This is a genomic window from Streptomyces sp. MNU89 (assembly GCF_020982505.1).
Classification (GTDB): domain Bacteria; phylum Actinomycetota; class Actinomycetes; order Streptomycetales; family Streptomycetaceae; genus Streptomyces; species Streptomyces xinghaiensis.
The window spans coordinates 5,601,738-5,621,592 of the sequence record NZ_JAJKLL010000001.1 but is presented as its reverse complement, the minus strand read 5'-3'; the positions used below and the strand labels follow the sequence as shown (position 1 = coordinate 5,621,592).

Below are 19,855 nucleotides of genomic sequence, written 5' to 3'. Positions count from 1 at the left end.
GGCCCGGCGGGCTCAGCTCAGGGCGGCGATGACGCGGAACGAGGCGTCCTGCTTGAAGAGCTGCGAGCCGTCGGACCGGTCGAGCACCAGCCGGAAGCCGCGGTGGCGCAGGAAGCGGCCGGGGAAGTTGTACGACTCGAAGCTGGTGGCACCGGCGACCATCCCCTCGGTGGCGCAGAAGGTGGCGTCCTGGCGGAAGAGGCCCGTGTCCTGCACGGCGGAGACCCGCACGCGGAACTTCTGCTGGCGCAGGTACTTCCCGTTCGCCGTCTTGAACGAGTAGCACTTGTCGTCGGCGAGGCCCGGCATCACGGTGAAGGTGGCGTCCTTGGCGTCGGCCGCCGCGGCCGGGCCGGAGCTGACGGGGTCGAGGAAGATCGCGCCGTCGCGCTGGCGCAGATAGCGTTTGGGGTAGTTGACGGACTGGAACGAGCGGTTCGCCGTGGCCCCCTCGGCCGGCAGCCCGCCCTTGCCGGAGACGCCCGGCGCGGGGCGTTGGGCAGGGACGGGGTGGGCGGGGTCTGCTCCCGGGCGGTGCCGATGCCCCGGCGCCGCGCCGCCGCCCGCCGGGCCGTCGTCGCCGTCCGCACCCATCATGTCCATTCCGAAGAACCAGACCGTGCCCACCAGGGAGGCGGCCAGCAACCCGGCCAGCAGGAAGATCGGGTTCAGCGGCCAGTCCCGGAGGCGCCAACCGATGCGGCGCGCCCGGCGGGCGGGCGGGCGCCGGTGCCGTCGTCCTCCGGCAGCGAGAGGCCGTACTCCGACAGGTTCGGCGGCGGTCCGCCGCTGCCGCCGTCTTTCCGGCGGCGTCTGCCGCGGGCGCGGGGGCGGGGGCGGCGGGGGCATCAGGGGCCCGGAGCCGTAGAAGGACCCGGCGGGGGCGGCTCCCACCAGGTCGTCGGCGCCGGGCGCGGCGGCCGGCTCCCCGCCGGCCGGGAACGCGCCGGTGTAGCCACCGGTGGGCCACTCCGCGCCGTCCTCCCAGTAGGGGGGCGACCATACGTCCGGGTCCGGCCCCGGGCCGTCGTCGCGTGGCGTGTCGGCTGTCATCTCGGGTCCTCCCAAGACCTTCTCTGACCAACGCACAGCCCTTGGGGCGGCAGCCTCCGAACCGGTGGCGGAGCCCCCGGAGGCGCGGGCGAACCCGCGTCACAGTAGCCCAAACGACCTTCGCCGCAACACACTTCGCCTCCTATAACCGCAGTAAGCAGCGATGACGGGCCGCGGGCGGCGGTCCGGCGGCCGCTCGGCCCGGACCGGGAGCGCTCAGCCGAGGGGCGAAGTCAGCTGGAAGGAGATGTCGGCCCGGTAGAGCTCCGAGCGTTCCCACGGGTCCATCCGGAGCTCGAAGTTCCGGTGGCGCAGAAAGCGGCCGGGGTGGTTGAACGCCTCGAAGGAGACCGATCCCCGCCCGGCCGCACCCTGGCGCATGCAGAAGGTCGCGTCCTCGCGGAACAGCCGGGAACCGTCGTTGCCCGCCACGACGGCGCGGAAGTCGCGGTGCCGGAGGTAGCGGCCGTCGAGCGTCCGGAAGGAGTGGCAGCGCCCGTCGGCGAGCCCCGGCACCAGGGCGAAGGTGGCGTCCCGGGCCGCGCCCGGGGAACCGATCGGGTCGAGGAGGACACGGCCGTCCCGGTGACGCACGTACCGGTCCGGGTAGTTGACCGACCGCAGCGACCGTTCCGATCCGGTGCGGGAGGCTCCGCCCTCGCTGATCCTGCCGCTCTCCTCCTTCGCGCCGCCCTCACGGTCCCCGCCGGTGCGGGAGCCGGACGACGGAACGGCGGTACGGGACGGGGAGGGCGCCGGGCGTGCCGCGGAGGTGCGCGACGCGCTGGGCGAGGGGAGCCGGTCTTCCGTCCCGGAAGGGGAGTTCGGGGTTCCTCCCGGCCGGCGCCCGGCAGGGACGGGGTGGGGCGGGGAGCGGCGTGCCAGGACGGTGCGGCGCCGGACTCCGCCCCCGCGTCCGCGGGACCGCCGCTGCCGCCGAACCACAGGGCCAGCGCCAGGACCGAACCAATCACGAGACCTGACACGGCCACCACCGGGACCGACGGCCGCCCCGGCCGGCCGGTGCCCTGCGGGACGACGGCCGAGCGGAACACCGGATCGTCCCCGGCGGCCGGCGGACCGGAGGGCCGGTCCCGCCGCCACGGCGGGGTGCCACCAGCGGACGGTCGGCGGGCGCGGCGGATCCGGCGGGCCGCCGGTGGACGCGGGGCACCCCGGCTCCCGTCGGGGACGCGGGGCGCCCGGGCCGCGGCCGTCGGACGCCGCGGGTCCGGGCTCCGGCCGGTGGACGCGGCGGGGCCGGGTGCTGCGGGCGGCGGCCTCCGTGGAACGGGCGGGCGGACCGTCCGGAACGGCGGGCGGACCTGCCGGGACACCGGGCCGTGGTTCCGGCGCGGGTGCGGTCGCGGGCGCGCCGCCGGACGGGGCGCCGTCATCCGCGCCGTCCCCAGCGGCGTCCCCCGTGGCGGGCGACTGCTCCCCGTCCTCCTCTTCTCCGAGGTACGGCGGTATCCGTACCTCCCGGTCCGGCCCCGGGGCGCCCGGCTCGGGTGCGCCCCGCTCCGGCTCCGTGCCGTCATGGCGTGCTTGGCGGCCGTCTGCCAACGGTGGTTCCTCTCTCGAACCCTTCCGGCGAGCGCACAGCGCGGAGCAGCCCGGAGACGGGCTGGTGGGGGGCGCGTGTGGGAGCGCGCGCCACAGTAGCCGAAACGGTGGGCGGAGCAACACAGTTCGCGGAGGAAGATCCGTAATCGCTTTCCGCGGCCGTCCCGGCGGTCACCGGAGCAGCACCGTAGAGGGTTCCGTAACGGCTCGGGCGTGAACCGGCCCGAAGCGGGACAGCCGGGGCCGGCGCGGACGGCACAGCGCCCCGGCCCCGCTGCGGGCCGGGCGGGGCGAGGGCGGGGACGCGGGACCCGAACGGGAGGACCGGGCCCGCCCGGGGGCGCTCCACGGAACGGGGCCGGCCCAGCGGCCCGGACAGCCGGTCCGGCGCGGCGCGGCGCGGGGCAACCGCCGTGCGGCCCCGGCTCAGTCGCCCGCCGTCCTCCGGGCCGGCCCCGTCGAGCCGCGGACGACGAGGTCCGGCTGGAAGACGAACTCCGTGCGCTGCACCGGGTTGCCCTCGATCTCCTCCAGCAGGGCGCCGACCGCGGCCGTCGCCATCGACTGCACCGGCTGCCGCACGGTCGTCAGCGGCGGGTCGGTGAAGGCGATCAGCGGGGTGTCGTCGAAGCCGACGACGGAGATGTCGCCGGGCACGTCCAGGCCGCGCTGCCAGGCGGCCCGGATCACGCCGAGCGCCATCAGGTCGCTGCCGCACACCACGCCCGTGCAGCCCTCGTCGAGCAGCGCGCCCGCCGCCGCCTGGCCGCCCTCCAGCCCGAACAGCGTGTGGTGGACGCGCCGTTCGGCCTCCTCGCGGGACTGGCCCAGCGATTCGCGCAGCTCCGAGACAAACCCCTCGGTCTTGCGCCGGGACGGGACGAAGCGCTGCGGGCCGACGGCCAGGCCGATCCGCTCGTGGCCCAGCTCGACGAGGTGCCGTACGGCCATCCGGGCCGCCGAGCGGTCGTCGGGCGAGACGAAGGGCGCGGCGATGTTGTCGTTGTAGCCGTTGATCAGGACGAACGGTACGCCGCGCGCCGTCAGCCGGGTGTAGCGGGCGGGGTCGGCGGTGGTGTCGGCGTGCAGCCCGGACAGGAAGATGATGCCGGTGACGCCGCGCTCCTCCAGCTGCTCCACCAGTTCGTCCTCGGTGGCGCCGCCGGGCATCTGGGTGCAGAGCACCGGCGTGTAGCCGTATCCGGCCAGGGACTGTTCGATGACCTGGGCGAAGGCCGGGAAGATGGGGTTGGTCAGCTCGGGGATCACCAGTCCGACGAGTCCGGCGCTGCGCTGCCGCAGCCGGACGGGACGTTCGTAACCGAGGACGTCGAGCGCGGCGAGCACCCGCTGCCGGGTGGAACCGGCCACGCCCGCCTTGCCGTTGAGCACCCGGCTGACGGTCGCCTCGCTGACGGCCGCCTGGGCGGCGATGTCCGCGAGCCGCGGGGCGGCGGGCTCGCCGCCACCCCGCGGCACGGCCATGGTCACGTCGTCCACCAGACGGCGGAGTCGGCGGGCAGCACGGCTTCCCCGCCCTCCACGACCGGGCCCTCCACGACCGCTCCCCTCGCGACCGCGCCCTCACTGGCCAGCAGCATCCGGCCGGGCACCGGGACGCGGACGGGCTCGCCGGTGGTGTTGACGGTGCAGACGAAGGCACCGTCCGAAGCCCGGCCGGCCGCCCCGCCGCCCGCGCCGCCGGCTCCCTCCGCCGGGGTGCGGCGGAAGGCGAGGACGCCCTCGGGCGCGTCCAGCCACTCGACCGCGTGGCCCGCGCCGAGCGCCGGGTGTTCGCGGCGCAGCGCGATCGCGGAGCGGTAGAGCTCCAGGGTGGAGGTCGGGTCGCCGGTCTGCGCCTCGACGCTGTACTTGGCCCAGACATCGGGCTGCGGCAGCCAGCTGGGGCCGCCGGGCTCGGGTCCGAAGCCGTACGGGGCCTCGGTGCCGGACCACGGAATCGGCACCCGGCAGCCGTCGCGCAGGCCCTCCTGGCCGTTCTCCTTGAAGAAGGAGGGGTCCTGGCGGACCTCGTCGGGCAGGTCGGTGACCTCCGGAAGCCCGAGTTCCTCGCCCTGGTAGACGTACGCGGAGCCGGGCAGCGCCAGCATCAGCAGCACGGCCGCGCGGGCCCGGCGCAGGCCGCGCTCCGGGTCGCCGTCCGCGTAGCGGGTGGTGTGCCGGACGACGTCGTGGTTGGAGAGCACCCAGGTGGTGGGCGCGCCGACGGGCCGCATGGCGTCGAGCGATGCGTCGATGGCCTCGCGCAGTTCGGCGGCGTTCCACCCGGCGCCCAGGTAGTGGAAGTTGAACGCCTGGTGGAGCTCGTCGGGGCGGAGGTAGAGGGCGGTGCGGTCGGCGCTGGGGGTCCAGGCCTCGGCGACGCCGATCCGCTCGCCCGCGTACTCGTCGAGGACCTTCCGCCAGGAGCGGTAGATCTCGTGGACGCCGTCCTGGTCGAAGAAGGGCAGCTTCTGGCTGCCGAGGAGCTTCAGCTGCTCGCCGCGGCCCATGTCGGGGAGTCCGTCGGCCTTGACGAGGCCGTGGGCGACGTCGATGCGGAAGCCGTCGGTGCCCAGGTCCAGCCAGAAGCGGAGGATGGAGCGGAACTCGTCCCGGACGGCCGGGTGCTCCCAGTTGAAGTCGGGCTGCTCGGGGGCGAAGAGGTGCAGGTACCACTCCCCCGGGGTCCCGTCGGGGTTCATGGTGCGGGTCCAGGCGGGGCCGCCGAAGACGGACTCCCAGTCGTTGGGCGGGAGTTCACCGTCCGTGCCCTTGCCGGGACGGAAGTGGAACCGCTCGCGGAGTGGTGAGCCGGGGCCCTCACGGAGTGCCTGCCGGAACCAGACGTGCTGGTCGGAGCAGTGGTTGGGGACGAGGTCGACGATGATCCGCAGGTCCAGGGCGTGGGCCTCGCGGATGACCGCGGCGGCGTCGTCCAGGGTGCCGAACATCGGGTCGATGGCGCGGTAGTCGGCCACGTCGTAGCCGGCGTCGGCCTGCGGGGAGGCGTAGAAGGGGCTGAGCCAGACGGCGTCCACACCCAGCTCGGCGAGGTACGGCAGGCGGGTGCGCACCCCGTCCAGATCGCCCATGCCGTCGCCGTTGCCGTCGGCGAAGCTGCGCGGGTACACCTGGTAGATCACCGCGTCCCGCCACCAGCCGGTGCGCTGTTCCGCGGTGGGGGCGGCGGAGCCGGCCTGGGGGGTGCCGGTGGGGTCGTGGGTCATGTCATCCCTGGATCTCGGGGAACTCGGCGGCCGCGGCGCCGGTGTGGCCGCGGCCGCCGGGTGGCAGGCGGGGGTGGGTAAGCGTCCGGTCCCGGTCACGACTTGGTGGCGCCCGCGGTCAGCCCGGCGACGAGGTGGCGCTGGGCGAAACCGAAGACGATCATGGCGGGCACGGCGATGATCACGGCGGCGGCCGTCATCGATCCCCAGTCGTTCGTGTACTGGTTGACGAAGGTCTGCAGGCCGCCGGCCAGGGTGAGGTTCTCCTCGCCGGTCATGAACGCCGAGGCGTAGGCGACCTCGGCCCAGGCGGTCACGAAGCTGTAGAAGCCGGTGACGGCGATGCCGGGCTTGGCCAGCGGCAGGATCAGCCGCCAGAAGGTGCCGAAGGGGTTGAGACCGTCGACACGCCCCGATTCGTCGATGGCGACGGGGATGGTGTCGAAGAAGCCCTTCATCATCCAGGCGCAGAACGGCACGGCGATGGTGAGGTACGTGATGATCAGGCCGACGGGCTGGTTGAGGAGCCCGAGCTGTGCCATGAGGTTGTAGAGCGGCACGATCAGGATCGCCATCGGGAACATCTGCGTGATCAGCAGGGTCCACATCAGCGGGCGCATGCCCGGGAAGCGGAAGCGGCTGACGGCGTAGCCGGTGGTGGCCGAGATGAAGACGCCCAGGAACGTGGTCACCAGCACGATCAGCACCGAGTTCCCGAACCAGGTCAGGAAGTGTGTGTCGTTCAGGACGTGGTCGTAGTTGGCGAAGGTGAAGTTCTCCACCAGTGAGGTGGTGAAGGCGTCGCTCTTGGGCTTGAAGGACGTCACCAGCAGCCACAGCGGCGGGAACACGGCGGTCACGGCGGCCAGCAGCAGGCCGGCGTGCAGCCCGGCGGAGGCCAGCGGCCCGCGCTCGCCGCGCCCGCGGACGCGGCCGGTGCGGCCGTTCCCGTTGCGGACGGCGGCGGCCGGTACGGGGGCGGTGGTGGCGGGGTCGGGCGTCGTGGTGCCCGTGGTGGTTCCGGGGGTTCCGGTGTTCTTCATGGTCGTCACCACACCTCTCCCTGCTTGCGGAGCGAACGGCGGTAGACCACCGCGAAGGCCGACAGGAGCAGCAGGATGAGCACGCCCCAGGCCGCGGAGGAGGCGAAGTCTCGCGGGCTGACGATGAAGGACAGCCGGTAGGCGTAGGTCACCAGGATCTCGGTGGAGTCGCCGGGGCCGCCCCGGGTGAGCAGGAAGATCACCGGGAACATGTTGAAGGTCCAGATGGTGCTCAGCAGGATCACCGTGCTGCTGACCGAGCGGATGCCCGGCAGCACGACGTTGCGGAACCGCTGCCAGGCGTTGGCCCCGTCCATCTCGGCGGCCTCCAGCAGCTCGCCGGGGATGCCCTGCATGGCGCCCAGCATGGCGACGAGCATGAACGGCACGCCGAGCCAGACGTTCACCGCGATGACGGAGATCTTGGCCCAGGTCGGGTCGCCCAGCCAGGGGATGCCGTCGATGCCGCCGCCGGCCAGCAGCTGGTTGAGGATGCCGTTCTTCTCGTTGTAGAGCATCCGCCAGGCGAAGACGGACACGAAGGCCGGGATGCCCCAGGGCAGGATCAGCGCCATCCGGTAGACGGTCCGGCCGCGCACCTTGCGGTTGAGCATGGACGCCAGCACCAGGCCGAGGAGGAAGGTGATGGAGACGCATCCCACCGTCCACAGCACGGTCCAGCCGAGCCGGTCCCAGAAGACTCCGTCCGTGAGGATGGCCTGGTAGTTGTCGAGGCCGACGAACTCGTAGCTCGCCTCGATCTCGTTGACGCCGATGGTGCGGGCGACGTTGGCCTCGTCCGCGTCGGTCAGCGACAGATAGACGCCGCGGACCAGCGGATAGCCGATGATCACCCCGATGACGGTCACCACGGGGGCCACCATGGCCCAGGCGTACCAGTGGGTGGCCAGGGCCCGGCGCAGCGGGCCGGGGGTCTTGCCGGGTGCTCCGCCGGTTCCGCGGCCGCGGCCGCGGGCGTCTCCGCCCGCGGCCGGTGCCACCGACCGGCCTGTCTCGACAGCCATGGTCGTCGGTCAGCCTCTCCCTGGGTTCCTCGGTCCTACTTCCAGTCGCCGTCCTTGAGGAGCTTGGCGTACTCCTCACCGATCTTGTCGGCGGCGGCCTCGGGCTCGGTCTTGCCGGTCAGCACGTCGGCGAGCTGGACGCGGATGGGCTCGAAGAGGGAGTTGCCCTCGGCGATCCACGGGCGCTCGACGGCCTTGTCCACGGCGGGCTTGAAGAACTGGACCATCTTGTTGTCCTTGACGGTCTGCTCGTCGTACACCGAGGTACGGGTCGGGAGCAGGCTCAGCTCCTCGGTGGTGGCCTTCTGGACCTCGGCGGAGCTCATGTACTTGGCGAACTCGTAGGAGGCGTCCAGGTTCTTCGAGCCCGCGTAGACGGAGAGGTTGTGGCCGCCCTGCGGGGCGCCCTGGGCTTCGCTGCCGGCCGGGACCGGGGCGACGCCGAGGTTGTCCTCGTTGCCCTTGAACTCCTTGCCGGCCAGGGTGTCCTCGATGGCCCAGGGGCCGTTGAGCATCATGGCCACCTTGCCGTCCTTGAAGGACTTCTGCATGTTCTCCCAGCCGTCGGTGGTGTCCGTCGTCGCGGCCTTGGAGTCCACCAGGTCCTGGATCGTCTCGAACGCCTTGGCGCCGGCGCCGTCGTCGACCGTGATCTTCTTGGCCTCGGCGTCGACCATGTCGCCGCCCTCGCCGTAGAGGAAGGGCAGGAACCAGTAGGCGTCGTCACCGCGCATGTAGAAGGGGGTGACGTCCTCGCCCTTGAACTTCTCGGTGGAGTTCTTGATGTCCTCGACGGACTCGGGGACCTCGACGCCGGCCTTCTTCAGCAGGTCCTTGTTGTAGAAGAGGGCGAGGGTGTCGATGACCTGCGGCACGCCGTAGGTCTTGCCCTCGAACTGGGTGCTGCCCCAGGCCTGGTCGAGGTAGTCGTCCTTGTTGTCGACGGCCGCGGTGTCGTCCAGCGGGGCCAGGTAGCCGAGGTTGGCGAAGTCGGCGACCCAGGCCACCTCGGTGCGCATCACGTCGGGGGCGCCGGAGCCGCCACCCGCGGCGTTCTTGAACTTGTTGCTCGCCTCGCCGAAGGGGACGCTGACGTACTTGACGTCGACCTTCGGGTGCTCCTTCTCGAAGCCCTCGGCGGTCTTCTTGAAGAACGCCTTCTCGGCCTCGTTCGAGGTGTCCCAGAAGGTGACGGTGCCGGAGAGCTCGCCGGAGCCCTTCTTCTCGCCGCTCTCGCCGCTGTCGCTGTCCCCGCCGCACGCGGTCGCCGCCAGGGAGAGCGTCGCGACCAGCGCGGTGGCCGCTATGCCACGCCGCATGGTGTTACTCCTTCATGAGAGCCCGTGATGGCCGGGGTCCCGGGGGACCACCTGCCCTGACCGCGCCGTCGCGGCGCCGGGTGTACCGCGAAAGTAACAGGGATGCAATGTGGCCGAAAGTCTTTGCGGCAACTTTCTGCAAGGCTGCCGGATCGTTACAGCGGCGTGTCTGCACAGTTGCCACCCCACCCCTTGACGGCCCTGGCCGGGGGGCTTTCGGCCCTGCCGCAAGAATCTGCCGATACTTCCGCAAGAGCTTGCAAAGCTGTTACGTTCCCCACGTCAACCACGGGGGCCGCGGCGCGTTGTCCTCTCTGGCGTCCGTGCCGAGCGTCACACCGGCTACCGAAGGGGAAACGACGATGACTCAGGAGCTCACGCCCGCCCTCCACGACCGGCCCGCGCCCGCCCCCGGCGCCGGCCCGGGGGACGCCCCGCGCGGCGGCTCCGGCACCGCCGCACACTGGTGGCGGGACGCCGTCATCTACCAGATCTACGTCCGCTCCTTCGCCGACGGCAACGGCGACGGCATCGGCGATCTGCGCGGCGCCCGGGAGCGGCTGCCGCATCTGGCCCGGCTGGGCGTGGACGCGGTCTGGCTCACCCCCTTCTACCTCTCCCCGCAGGCCGACGGCGGTTACGACGTGACCGACTACCGCACCGTCGACCCGCTCTTCGGCGACCTCGGCGACGCCCGGGAGCTGATCCGCGCCGCCCACGGGCTGGGAATCCGCGTGATCATGGACATCGTCCCCAACCACACCTCCGACCGGCACGCCTGGTTCCGGCAGGCCCTGAGCGAGGGCCCCGGCTCCCCCGCCCGCGACCGCTACTGGTTCCGTCCCGGCAAAGGCACGGACGGCGAGCTGCCGCCCAACGACTGGGAGTCCGTCTTCGGCGGCCCCGCCTGGACCCGCACCACGAACCCCGACGGCAGCCCCGGCGACTGGTACCTCCACCTCTTCGCCCCCGAGCAGCCCGACCTCAACTGGGAGCACCCGGAGGTCCGCCGCGAGTTCGACGCCGTCCTCCGCTTCTGGCTGGACCTGGGCGTGGACGGATTCCGTGTCGACGTCGCCCACGGCCTCGTCAAGGCCGAGGGCCTGCCCGACATCGGCCACGGGCAGCAGGCCAGCCTCATCGGCACCCAGAAGCTGCCCTTCTTCGACCAGGACGGCGTCCACGAGATCCACCGCCACTGGCGCCGGCTGCTGGACTCCTACGACGGCGAGCGGATCGGGGTCGCCGAGGCCTGGGCCCCGGACTCCGAGCGGCTCGCCCTCTACGTCCGCCCCGACGAAATGCACCAGGCGTTCAACTTCCAGTTCCTGCGGAGCGGCTGGGAGGCCGCGGAGATGCGCGCGGTGATCGACACCTCCCTCGCCGCGACCGCGTCCGTCGGCGCGCCCACCACCTGGGTGCTCTCCAACCACGACGTCGTCCGGCACACCACCCGCTACGCGGACGGCGACCCGGAGCGCGGCCTGCGCCGGGCCCGCGCCGCCGCCCTCCTGATGCTCGCGCTGCCCGGCTCCGCGTACGTCTACCAGGGCGAGGAACTCGGCCTGCCCGAGGTCACCGACCTGCCCGACGAGGTCCGCCAGGACCCCTCCTTCCTCCGCGCCGACGGCCAGGACGGCTTCCGCGACGGCTGCCGGGTGCCGATCCCGTGGTCCGGCACCGAGGCCCCGTACGGCTTCGGACCCGAGCCCGGCGGCCCCAGCTGGCTGCCGCAGCCCGGTGACTGGGCCGGATACAGCGTCGAGGCGCAGACCGGCGACCCGACCTCCACCCTGGAGCTCTACCGCGCGGCCATCGCGCTGCGCCGCGAGCTCCCGGCGCTCGGCGCGGGCGACGCGGTCGAGTGGCTGGACGCGCCCGACGGCGTCCTCGCCTTCCGCCGCACCCCGGGCACCGCCCCGGCGCCGTCCGCCGGAGAGGGGGAGGACGGCGCGCGGGGCCCGGTGGTCTGCGTGCTCAACACCCTCGACCGGCCCGTCACCCTGCCCCGGCCCGGCCGCCCCTGCTGAGCAGCGCCCCGATGGCCGCCCCCGCCCCGCGCGAGGACGGCGGAACCGTCCGTATTCCGGCCGAATCCTGCGCGTGGTGGGCAATCTGACATGCGACCGGTACAGTCCAGCCCTATGACCGCACGGCTCGCCGACATCGCAGCCCAGGCGGGGGTCAGCGAAGCGACAGTCAGCCGCGTGCTCAACGGCAAGCCGGGGGTGGCCGCGACCACCCGCGAATCCGTCCTCGCCGCGCTCGACGTCCTGGGCTACGAGCGCCCGGTGCGGCTGCGGCGGCGCAGCGCCGGGCTGGTCGGACTGATCACCCCCGAGCTGGACAACCCGATCTTCCCCGCACTCGCGCAGGTCATCGGGCAGAACCTGACCCGCCAGGGCTACACCCCGGTCCTCGCCACCCAGACCCCGGGCGGCTCCACCGAGGACGAGCTCACCGAGATGCTGGTGGAGCGCGGGGTCTCCGGCATCATCTTCGTCTCCGGGCTGCACGCCGACACCTCCGCCGACATGCAGCGGTACGACCAGCTCCGCGGGCAGGGCGTGCCGTTCGTCCTCGTCAACGGCTTCTCCCCGAAGGTCCGCGCCCCGTTCGTCTCGCCCGACGACCGCGCGGCGATGCGGCTGGCCGTGACGCATCTCGCCGCCCTCGGCCACACCAGGATCGGGCTGGCGCTGGGCCCCAAGCGGTTCGTCCCCGTGCTGCGGAAGACCGAGGGCTTCCGGCAGGGGATGCGCGAGCAGCTGGGGCTGACCCCGGAGGAGTCCGACGAGCTGATCGAGCACTCCCTCTACACCCTGGAGGGCGGCCAGGCCGCGGCCGACGCGCTGATCCGGCGCGGCTGCACCGCCGTGATCTGCGCCAGCGACATGATGGCGCTCGGCGCCATCCGCGCCGCCCGCCAGCAGGGCCTCGCCGTCCCCCGGGACGTCTCGGTGGTCGGCTTCGACGACTCCCCGCTGATCGCCTTCACCGACCCGCCGCTGACCACGATCCGTCAGCCGGTCCAGGCCATGGGCCAGGCGGCGGTGCGCGCACTGCTGGAGGAGATCGGCGGGACCCCGGCCCCGCACAGCGAGTTCATCTTCCTGCCCGAACTGGTGGTCCGCGGGTCGACCGCCGCGGGTCCGCAGGGACAGTCCTCACCGGCCCGGAGGGCACCGGCCGACGTCCCGGTCCAAGGGTGATCGGTAACACGCCGGGGTCTGGCAGACTGTGGCGCGTGGGTGACGCGACTGTGAGGACTCTGGAGAAATCACCGGCCGACACACGGCCAGAGGCCCAGCCCGGGGGGGAACGCCTTTCGATCGGACGGCTGAGGCTGCCGCGACGCCCACGGCTGCGGTTCGAGATCCTGCTCATCGCGGTGAGTTACTGGATCTACTCGGTGATCCGCAACGCCGTCCCGGAGCAGAAGGCCGCGGCCCTGCGCAACGCCGACTGGATATGGCGGGCGGAGCAGGCGGTGGGCATCGCCGTCGAGCACACCGTGAACCACGCCGTGAACTCGGTGACCTGGCTCGTCGTGGGGATGAACTACTACTACGCCACCCTGCACTTCATCGTGACCGTCGGCGTGCTGGTGTGGCTCTACCGCTGGCATCCGGGCCGCTACGCCGCGACCCGGCTCGTGCTCTTCCTGACCACGGGGATCGCGCTGCTCGGTTACTACCTCTATCCGCTGGCGCCGCCCCGGCTGGTGCCGGACGGCGGTTTCGTCGACACGGTCGTCGTGCACGACACCTGGGGCTCGATGGCCTCCGGCAACCTCGCGAGCATGTCCAACCAGTACGCGGCGATGCCGTCCATGCACATCGGCTGGTCGGTGTGGTGCGGGATCACCATCGTCATGCTGGCGCCCGCGCTCTGGGCCAAGGTGCTGGGCTGGCTCTACCCGCCGCTGACCCTGCTCGTGATCGTGGCGACGGCCAACCACTTCTGGCTGGACGCCGTCGGCGGTGTGCTCTGTCTGGCCGCCGGCTACGGGTTCTCGTACCTCTGGTACCGCTCGGTCGCCTACCGTCTCCCCCGGCATGTGACGCCGCTCCATGCGACCTGAGCCGGCGGGCGTCCCCGGCCCGGCGGGCGGGGACGAGCCGGTGTTCGGGGACGAGCGGGTGTACGGGGACGGCCCCGCGGGCCGGGGATCCGGGGCGGAGGCGCTGCCGTACCGGGTGGTCGCCACCGATCTCGACGGGACCCTGCTCCGCACCGACCTGACCTTCTCCCTCCGCACCCGGCAGGCGCTCAAGCTGGCCACCGGCGCCGGGGCGCGGCACCTCGTCGTCACCGGCCGGCCCGCCTCCTCCTGCCGCCCGTTCCTGCTGGACCTCGGCTACGACGGCCTGGCCGTCTGCGGGCAGGGCGCCCAGCTCTACGACGCCACCACCGGCCGGCTGCTGATGACGGCCTCCCTCGGCCGCGGTCCCGCCCTGGCCCTGGTTGCCGCGGTGGAACGGGAACTGGGGCCGCTGGAGCTGGGCGTGGTCACGGCGGCGCCGGAGAACCGCTGCGTGAGCACGGCCGGATTCTTCACGCCGCCCCCGCCGGGCAGCGAGACGGTCACCGACCGGGCCCTGCTGTGGGCGGAGCCGATCGAGAAGGTCCTGATGCGCCACCGGGAACTGCCCGACCGCGCCGTGGCCGAGACCGCCGGGCGGCTGGCGGGGGACGCGATGACGGTGGTCCACTCGCAGGCGGGCATGGTCGAGCTGCTGCCCGCCGGCACGACGAAGGCGGCCGGGCTGGCGGCGGCCGCGGAGCTGCTGGGATTCACCGCCGCGGACACCATCGCCTTCGGCGACATGCCCAACGACCTGCCGATGCTGGACTGGGCCGGGCACGGGGTGGCCATGGCGGGCGGCCATCCGGAGCTGCTCGCGGCCGCCGACGAGACGGCCCCGGGGAACGACGCGGACGGCGTCGCGGTGGTGCTGGAGCGAGTGTTCGGAGCGGCGTGCGGTGACGGACCGGGCACCGGTCCCGCCGTCCTGCCGCACCCGCGCGGCGCGGGCCCGCGCGGCGCGGCGGGCCACCGGCCGGGCGGGTCCCCGGCACCGGTGGACCGGGCTGACGGCACGGCAGGCCCGCCGGAGCCCGTTCCGCCGGGCCCGGGTCAGCCCTTGTCGTCGTAGAAGAGGCGTTCCATCACGCCGCGGGCGCGGCGGGTCACGCGGCGGTAGTCGTCGAGGAGTTCGCCGCTGCTGCCGATCTCGTAGCCGAGGTAGCGGCCCACGGCGGCCCGCTCCCGCACCTCGGCCGGGAACGTGTCGCCGGGGCGGCCGCGGACCAGCATCACGGCGTTGCGCAGCCGGGTCGCCAGCAGCCACGCCTCGTCCAGGATCTCCGCGTCCTCCGTCCCGATGAGCCCGGCCGCGTGCGCGGCGGCCAGGGCCTCGCGGGTGCGGGTGGTGCGCAGGCCCGGCTCGGCCCAGGCGTGCCGGAGCTGGATCAGCTGGACGGTCCACTCGACGTCGGAGAGCCCGCCCCGGCCGAGCTTGGCGTGGGTGGTGCGGTCGGCGCCGCGCGGCATCCGCTCCTTCTCCATCCGGGCCTTGAGCCGGCGGATCTCGCGGACGGCGTGCTCGTCCGGGCCCTCCACCGGGTAGCGGAGCGGGTCGATCAGTTCGGTGAACCGCTCCCCCAGCCCGGCGTCGCCCGCGACCGGCGCCGCGCGGAGCAGCGCCTGGCTCTCCCACGGCTGCCCCCAACGCCGGTAGTAGGCGGCGTACGAGGAGAGGCTGCGCACCAGCGGGCCGGTCTTGCCCTCCGGGCGCAGATCGGCGTCGATGAGCAGCGGCGGGTCGGCGGAGGGGAGCTGGAGCAGCCGGCGCATCTCGTTGGCGACGGCGAAGGCGGCGCGGGCGGCCTCCTCCTCGGCCACGCCCTCGCGCGGCTCGTGGACGAAGAGGACGTCGGCGTCGGAGCCGTAGTTGAGCTCCTGGCCACCGAAGCGGCCCATGCCGATGACGGCGAAGCGGGTCGGCAGGGTGTCGCCCCACTGGGCGCGGACGGCGGCGCGCAGCGCACCGGCGACGGTGGCGGCGTTGAGGTCCGTCAGGGCGGTGCCGACCCGGCCGACGGCGCCGCCGGGGTCGTGCTGGGCGGGGCTCTCCTCGGTGCCGTACGCGCCGATGAGGTCGGCCGCGGCGGTGCGGAACATCTCGCGGCGGCGCACCCCGCGGGCGGCGGTGACCGCCTGCTCGGGGCCGTCGGCGCGATTGACCGCGGCCAGCACCTCCTGCTCCAGGGCGGCGCGGCCGCGCGGACGCAGCCCGTCGGGGGCGCCGAGCAGGGCGACGGCCTCCGGGGCGCGCATCAGCAGGTCGGGGGCGAGCCGGCCGCCGGAGAGGACCCGGGCGAGGTTCTCGGCGGCGGCGCCCTCGTCGCGCAGCAGCCGCAGATACCAGGGGGTGCCGCCGAGGGCGTCGGAGACCTTGCGGAAGTTGAGGAGCCCGGCGTCGGGGTCGGCCGAGTCGGCGAACCAGCCGAGCAGCACCGGCAGCAGGGTGCGCTGGATGGCGGCCTTGCGGCTGACACCGGAGGCCAGCGCCTCCAGATGGCGCAGGGCGGCGGCGGGGTCGGCGTAGCCGAGAGCCACCAGGCGTTCGCGGGCCGCCGTCGTGCTGAGCCGCACCGCGCCGGGCTCCAGCTGCGCGACGGCGTCCAGCAGCGGCCGGTAGAACAGCTTCTCGTGCAGCCGGCGCACCTCGCGGCTGTGCCGCTTCCACTCCCGGCGGAGCGTCACCACCGGCTCCGTACCGCGGTCCCACCGGAAGGCGGCGGCCAGGGAGCGGCCGAGGCGGCGGAGATCGGCCTCGTCCTCGGGGACGAGGTGGGTGCGGCGCAGCCGGTGGAGCTGGATGCGGTGCTCCATCGCCCGGAGGAAGCGGTAAGCCTCGTCGAGTGCGGCGGCGTCGGCCCGGCCCACGTAGCCGCCCTCGGCGAGCGCGGCCAGCGCCTCCAGGGTGGAGCCGCTGCGCAGGCTGGTGTCGGCGCGGCCGTGGACGAGTTGCAGCAGCTGGACGGCGAACTCGACGTCGCGCAGGCCGCCGGGGCCGAGTTTGAGCTCGCGCTCGATCTGCGCGGCGGGGATGTTCTCCACCACGCGGCGGCGCATCTGCTGCACGTCGGCGACGAAGTTCTCCCGCTCGGCGGCCTGCCAGACCATGGGGGCGACGGCGTCGCAGTACTCCCGGCCGAGGGCGGCGTCCCCCGCGACCGGGCGTGCCTTGAGCAGGGCCTGGAACTCCCAGGTCTTGGCCCAGCGCTGGTAGTAGGCGAGGTGGCTGGAGAGGGTGCGGACCAGGGGCCCGTTGCGGCCCTCGGGGCGGAGGTTGGCGTCGACGGGCCAGATGGTGCCCTCGGCGGTGGTGTCGGAGCAGAGCCGCATCAGATGCGAGGCGAGCCGGGTGGCGGCGCGCAGGGCCTCCGTCTCCTCCTCGGCGGACGCCCGGTCGTCGGCGGCCCCGCCCACGAAGATCACGTCCACGTCGGAGACGTAGTTGAGCTCCTGGCCGCCGCACTTGCCCATGGCGATGACGGACAGCCGGCAGACGGCCGCGTCGTCGGGGGCGGCGGCCTCGGCGATGCGGAGGGCGGCGCGCAGGGTGGCGGTGGCGAGGTCGGCGAGCTCGGCGGCGGCCTCGGCGACGTCGATGGTGCCGCAGACGTCACGGGCCGCGATGGTGAGGAGGGAGCGGCGGTAGGCGGCGCGGAGGCTGTCGGCGTCCTCGGCCCCGGCCAGATCGTGCTCGAACTCGGCCAGCCCGGGGTGGAGATCGCCGGGCTCGTAGGTGACGAGGGTCTGCCAGTCGAGCGGGTGCCGCACCAGGTGGTCGCCGAGCGCCTCGGAGGCGCCGAGGACGCGCAGCAGGCGGTCGCGGAACGGCTTGGCGGTGACGAGGGTGTCGAGCAGCGCCCGGGTCCGCGGGCGGCGGCGGGGTACGGGCCGCCGGGGGCGGATCGGCGGCCGGGGACGGATCCGCGGCCGGCGGCCCGCCCGGGCGCGTACCGGGGTGCGGCCGGGGCGCTCCGGGCGTCCCGGCCGGGGCGTACCGGGGCCGGCCTCCGGGGCCGCCGCGCCGGGGCTCTCGTCCGGGCGGGTCCCGGCCTCGCCCGCCGGAAGCGTCGCGGGGCCTGCGGCCGGGACCGTGCCGGGGCTCTTGTCCGGGACCGTGGCAGAGCCCTCGTCCCGGGCCGCGCCGGGGCGGGCCCGGCCCCGTAGCGGCCGTACCGGGCGGGACGGGCGTACCGGACGGGGCCGGTGCTCCGGCCGGGGCCTCCAGCGCGTCCCGTACGTCGCGCGCGGCCAGCGACTCGGCCAGACGGACCAGGGCCCGCAGGGCGAGATCGGGGTCGGCGGTGGCGCCGAGGGCGTCGAGCAGGAGCGGATCGTGCCGCACACCGGCGAGTTCGGGCGCGTTCAGCAGCCGCTCGGCCACGGCCGGGTCGGTGAACCCGTTCCGCACCAGCCGTCCGAATGTGCTGTCCCGCCGCCCCTGCTGCACGCTGCGCCACCCGTCCTTCACCCACGGCCCGCCCGCCGTGGCCGGCCCGGCGACCAGGGCCGGGCCCCTGACCGGCCCGCCTGGTTGATCGTCCCGAGCCTATCCGCCCCCGGCGCCACCCGGTACGCCGACGACCACGCGGCCGCCCGGGCGCGAGGTCGCCCGGCGCCGGCACGGGGGCATCCGGCCGGCGATCGGTCACCCGATGACGGCCGGCGGCCACGTTGACGGGAGACGGCCGCCGCTCGGCGTGAGCACCCCTCACCGCACACAGTGCAGGGTGACGCGCGTCACTTCCGGCCCTCCCGTGCCGCCTGCCGGCACCGGCCGGTCGGCACAGGAGGGGGAACCGCCGTCGTGGCGGCCCGGTCCGCACCGGCCGCCCTTCCCGAGAAGGAGACGTAGATGCCCTCGGACCCGTCGCCCGCGAAGGTCTACTTCGTTCTGCTGATTCTGCTCGTCGCAGGTCTGGTGACCTGCCTGGCCTGGCTCGAACCCGCGTTCGGGATCGCGCTGCTGGTCGGTGTCGGCGCCGGCGCCTTCCTCCTCCAGGCCCTGCGCTGACCAGTCCGGTCGCCCTCCCGGCCACCGGCAGGAGGATGCCCCACACCCCCGGACCCGCTTCCCCGCGCGCGGCAACCTCCGCGCGGCGACGGAAAGTTACGGAGCCCGGCCGCCCCTTCTCCGGCGTCCCCGTCGGCATACCTCTCCGAGAGGCGCCGCGGGAGCACCTCCACGACAGCAGGAAGGGAACACCCATGAGCAACGCACCAATGACGTGCGGGAGGGACGACGGCGGCGAGCCGTCGTCCGCTGTCCCCCGCTCGACGGTGCCGGAGCCGGATGACCGGAGGGAAAGCGTCCCCGCTCCGCGCCGGAGGCTCACCGGGGAGAAGGTGGCCGAGATCCAGCGGCTGCGGCCGCACATGGAGCGGCTGATCCTCGGCAAGGGGATGGGCCGGGTCCGGGAGGACCTGCTCCAGGAGGCCGTGCTGCGGCTGGTCCGCCGCTGGTCGGACCCGGAGTTCGGGATCGACCGCGACGACGGTGGCCGGGCCTTCGCCACGACCGTGACGCTCGGCGTCATCGCCGACGCCTGCCGGGCATACGACCGCGACCGCTCCTTCCCCTCGGACACCCTCCCCGAGGCCGCGCACACCGATCCGGAGACCGACGAGTACCTCCGCATCCGGGCCGTGGAGTCGGTGCTGGAGAAGGCCCTGCCGGAGAAGGGCGGACTGCGCGAGGTGGCCTACCTCTGGATCGTCGTCGGCCTCGGCCAGACCGAGATCGGCAGGGCCCTCCGCATCGACCGCAAGACGGTGAAGCGCCGCACCGACAAGATCCGCGCCCACCTCGCTCCCCACCGGCAGACCATCCATGACGAGCTCGGAGACAGTGACTAGCACTCTTCTCGGGATCACGGGCCGGACGCACGTGCCGTCGAAGGCGGCCCGTGATCCCAGGTTGGGTCCTAGTGGCCCGTACGGAGAACGCGGGACTGGGCACCCGGAGGGATCCGGGCACGGAACCCGCTCACAGACCGAGGAGGCAGAGGTATCGACATGTCAGACATCCGCGATCTTCTCCACGAACAGGTGGAGAGGAGTCAGGACCGGCTGCTGGGGCTCTACGGGGAGATGACGCCGCGCTCCTGGGACGCACTGCTCGACCGCGTCGAACAGCAGCTCGACGACGAGGAGTCCGCGCAGGCAGGCGGTACGGAGAAGGACGGCGGCGGGAACGGCGCCGGGGACGGGGACGACCGGACCGGCGTTGCCGGACCGGACCGGGGCGCCAGGGGGGCGCTCCGGACCGGTCCGGGACTCGGTCTGGTCGCCCTGGTCGTGGCAGCCGTCGCGGCTGCCGTGCCACCCGGGCCGGCAGCGGTCCGGACAACCGTCTTCATGGTGTACGGGGCGCTCGCCGCCCTCCTGGTGTGCGGGCACCTGTGGCGCACGCACCAAGGCACCCGTGCCCCGGCGGGCCGGTCCGGCGAACCCGTCGTCCGCTTCCCGGCACAGCCGCCACCGGAAGCGGCACGGTTCGCCTGACCGGGCGCCACGCGGACGTGCCGGACCGGCA

Annotated in this window: 14 protein-coding genes and 1 pseudogene; 7 read left to right on the top strand and 8 right to left on the bottom strand. The window is 73.8% G+C overall.

What is annotated here, in order from left to right; all coding sequences use genetic code 11:
- Positions 1-12: 12 nt before the first annotated feature.
- From E4N63_RS23995 to E4N63_RS23965, 7 genes are all read right to left on the bottom strand, one after another.
- Positions 13-1,053: an AbfB domain-containing protein gene (locus E4N63_RS23995; RefSeq protein ID WP_230241668.1), complete on the bottom strand. Its 1,041-nt coding sequence runs from the start codon at positions 1,051-1,053 to the stop codon at positions 13-15.
- 216 nt (positions 1,054-1,269) lie between these two features.
- On the bottom strand, positions 1,270-1,998 hold the full coding sequence (locus tag E4N63_RS31270; protein WP_308188738.1) for an AbfB domain-containing protein: 729 nt from the start codon (positions 1,996-1,998) through the stop codon (positions 1,270-1,272).
- A 1,047-nt stretch (positions 1,999-3,045) separates the two neighbouring features.
- Positions 3,046-4,104 carry a LacI family DNA-binding transcriptional regulator gene (locus E4N63_RS23985; RefSeq protein ID WP_185831127.1) on the bottom strand — a complete coding sequence of 353 codons (1,059 nt, stop codon included), beginning with the start codon at positions 4,102-4,104 and terminating at the stop codon, positions 3,046-3,048.
- A 2-nt stretch (positions 4,105-4,106) separates the two neighbouring features.
- On the bottom strand, positions 4,107-5,849 hold the full coding sequence (locus tag E4N63_RS23980; protein WP_230241666.1) for a glycoside hydrolase family 13 protein: 1,743 nt from the start codon (positions 5,847-5,849) through the stop codon (positions 4,107-4,109).
- A gap of 95 nt (positions 5,850-5,944) precedes the next feature.
- Positions 5,945-6,892, bottom strand: a complete 948-nt coding sequence (locus E4N63_RS23975; protein WP_230242617.1) for a sugar ABC transporter permease — start codon at positions 6,890-6,892, stop codon at positions 5,945-5,947.
- A 5-nt stretch (positions 6,893-6,897) separates the two neighbouring features.
- The gene (locus tag E4N63_RS23970) at positions 6,898-7,917 is read right to left on the bottom strand and encodes a carbohydrate ABC transporter permease (RefSeq protein WP_125622830.1); all 1,020 of its coding nucleotides are present in this window, start codon (positions 7,915-7,917) and stop codon (positions 6,898-6,900) included.
- Between the two features lie 35 nt (positions 7,918-7,952).
- A complete protein-coding gene (locus E4N63_RS23965; protein ID WP_230241665.1) occupies positions 7,953-9,236 on the bottom strand; it encodes an extracellular solute-binding protein in 1,284 nt (427 codons plus the stop codon).
- Between the two features lie 362 nt (positions 9,237-9,598).
- Here E4N63_RS23965 and E4N63_RS23960 point away from each other — a divergent pair.
- From E4N63_RS23960 to E4N63_RS23945, 4 genes and pseudogenes are all read left to right on the top strand, one after another.
- Positions 9,599-11,355, top strand: a pseudogene (locus E4N63_RS23960) (glycoside hydrolase family 13 protein).
- 25 nt (positions 11,356-11,380) lie between these two features.
- Complete coding sequence (locus E4N63_RS23955; protein ID WP_125622833.1) at positions 11,381-12,448, top strand: LacI family DNA-binding transcriptional regulator; 1,068 nt, start codon at positions 11,381-11,383, stop codon at positions 12,446-12,448.
- Positions 12,449-12,483: 35 nt separating this feature from the next.
- On the top strand, positions 12,484-13,320 hold the full coding sequence (locus tag E4N63_RS23950; RefSeq protein WP_374112826.1) for a phosphatase PAP2 family protein: 837 nt from the start codon (positions 12,484-12,486) through the stop codon (positions 13,318-13,320).
- Positions 13,310-14,395: an HAD hydrolase family protein gene (locus tag E4N63_RS23945; RefSeq protein WP_308188737.1), complete on the top strand. Its 1,086-nt coding sequence runs from the start codon at positions 13,310-13,312 to the stop codon at positions 14,393-14,395. The genes E4N63_RS23950 and E4N63_RS23945 overlap by 11 nt, the downstream gene beginning before the upstream one ends.
- Here E4N63_RS23945 and E4N63_RS23940 read toward each other — a convergent pair.
- Positions 14,377-17,667: a bifunctional [glutamine synthetase] adenylyltransferase/[glutamine synthetase]-adenylyl-L-tyrosine phosphorylase gene (locus E4N63_RS23940; RefSeq protein WP_230241664.1), complete on the bottom strand. Its 3,291-nt coding sequence runs from the start codon at positions 17,665-17,667 to the stop codon at positions 14,377-14,379. The genes E4N63_RS23945 and E4N63_RS23940 overlap by 19 nt on opposite strands.
- A 508-nt stretch (positions 17,668-18,175) precedes the next feature.
- On the opposite strand from E4N63_RS23940, the gene E4N63_RS23935 reads away from it, so the two are divergent.
- From E4N63_RS23935 to E4N63_RS23925, 3 genes are all read left to right on the top strand, one after another.
- On the top strand, positions 18,176-18,334 hold the full coding sequence (locus E4N63_RS23935; RefSeq protein WP_185831125.1) for a hypothetical protein: 159 nt from the start codon (positions 18,176-18,178) through the stop codon (positions 18,332-18,334).
- A gap of 194 nt (positions 18,335-18,528) precedes the next feature.
- The gene (locus tag E4N63_RS23930) at positions 18,529-19,176 is read left to right on the top strand and encodes a sigma-70 family RNA polymerase sigma factor (RefSeq protein WP_230241663.1); all 648 of its coding nucleotides are present in this window, start codon (positions 18,529-18,531) and stop codon (positions 19,174-19,176) included.
- A gap of 159 nt (positions 19,177-19,335) precedes the next feature.
- Positions 19,336-19,824, top strand: a complete 489-nt coding sequence (locus E4N63_RS23925) for a hypothetical protein (RefSeq protein WP_125622836.1) — start codon at positions 19,336-19,338, stop codon at positions 19,822-19,824.
- Positions 19,825-19,855 lie beyond the last annotated feature (31 nt).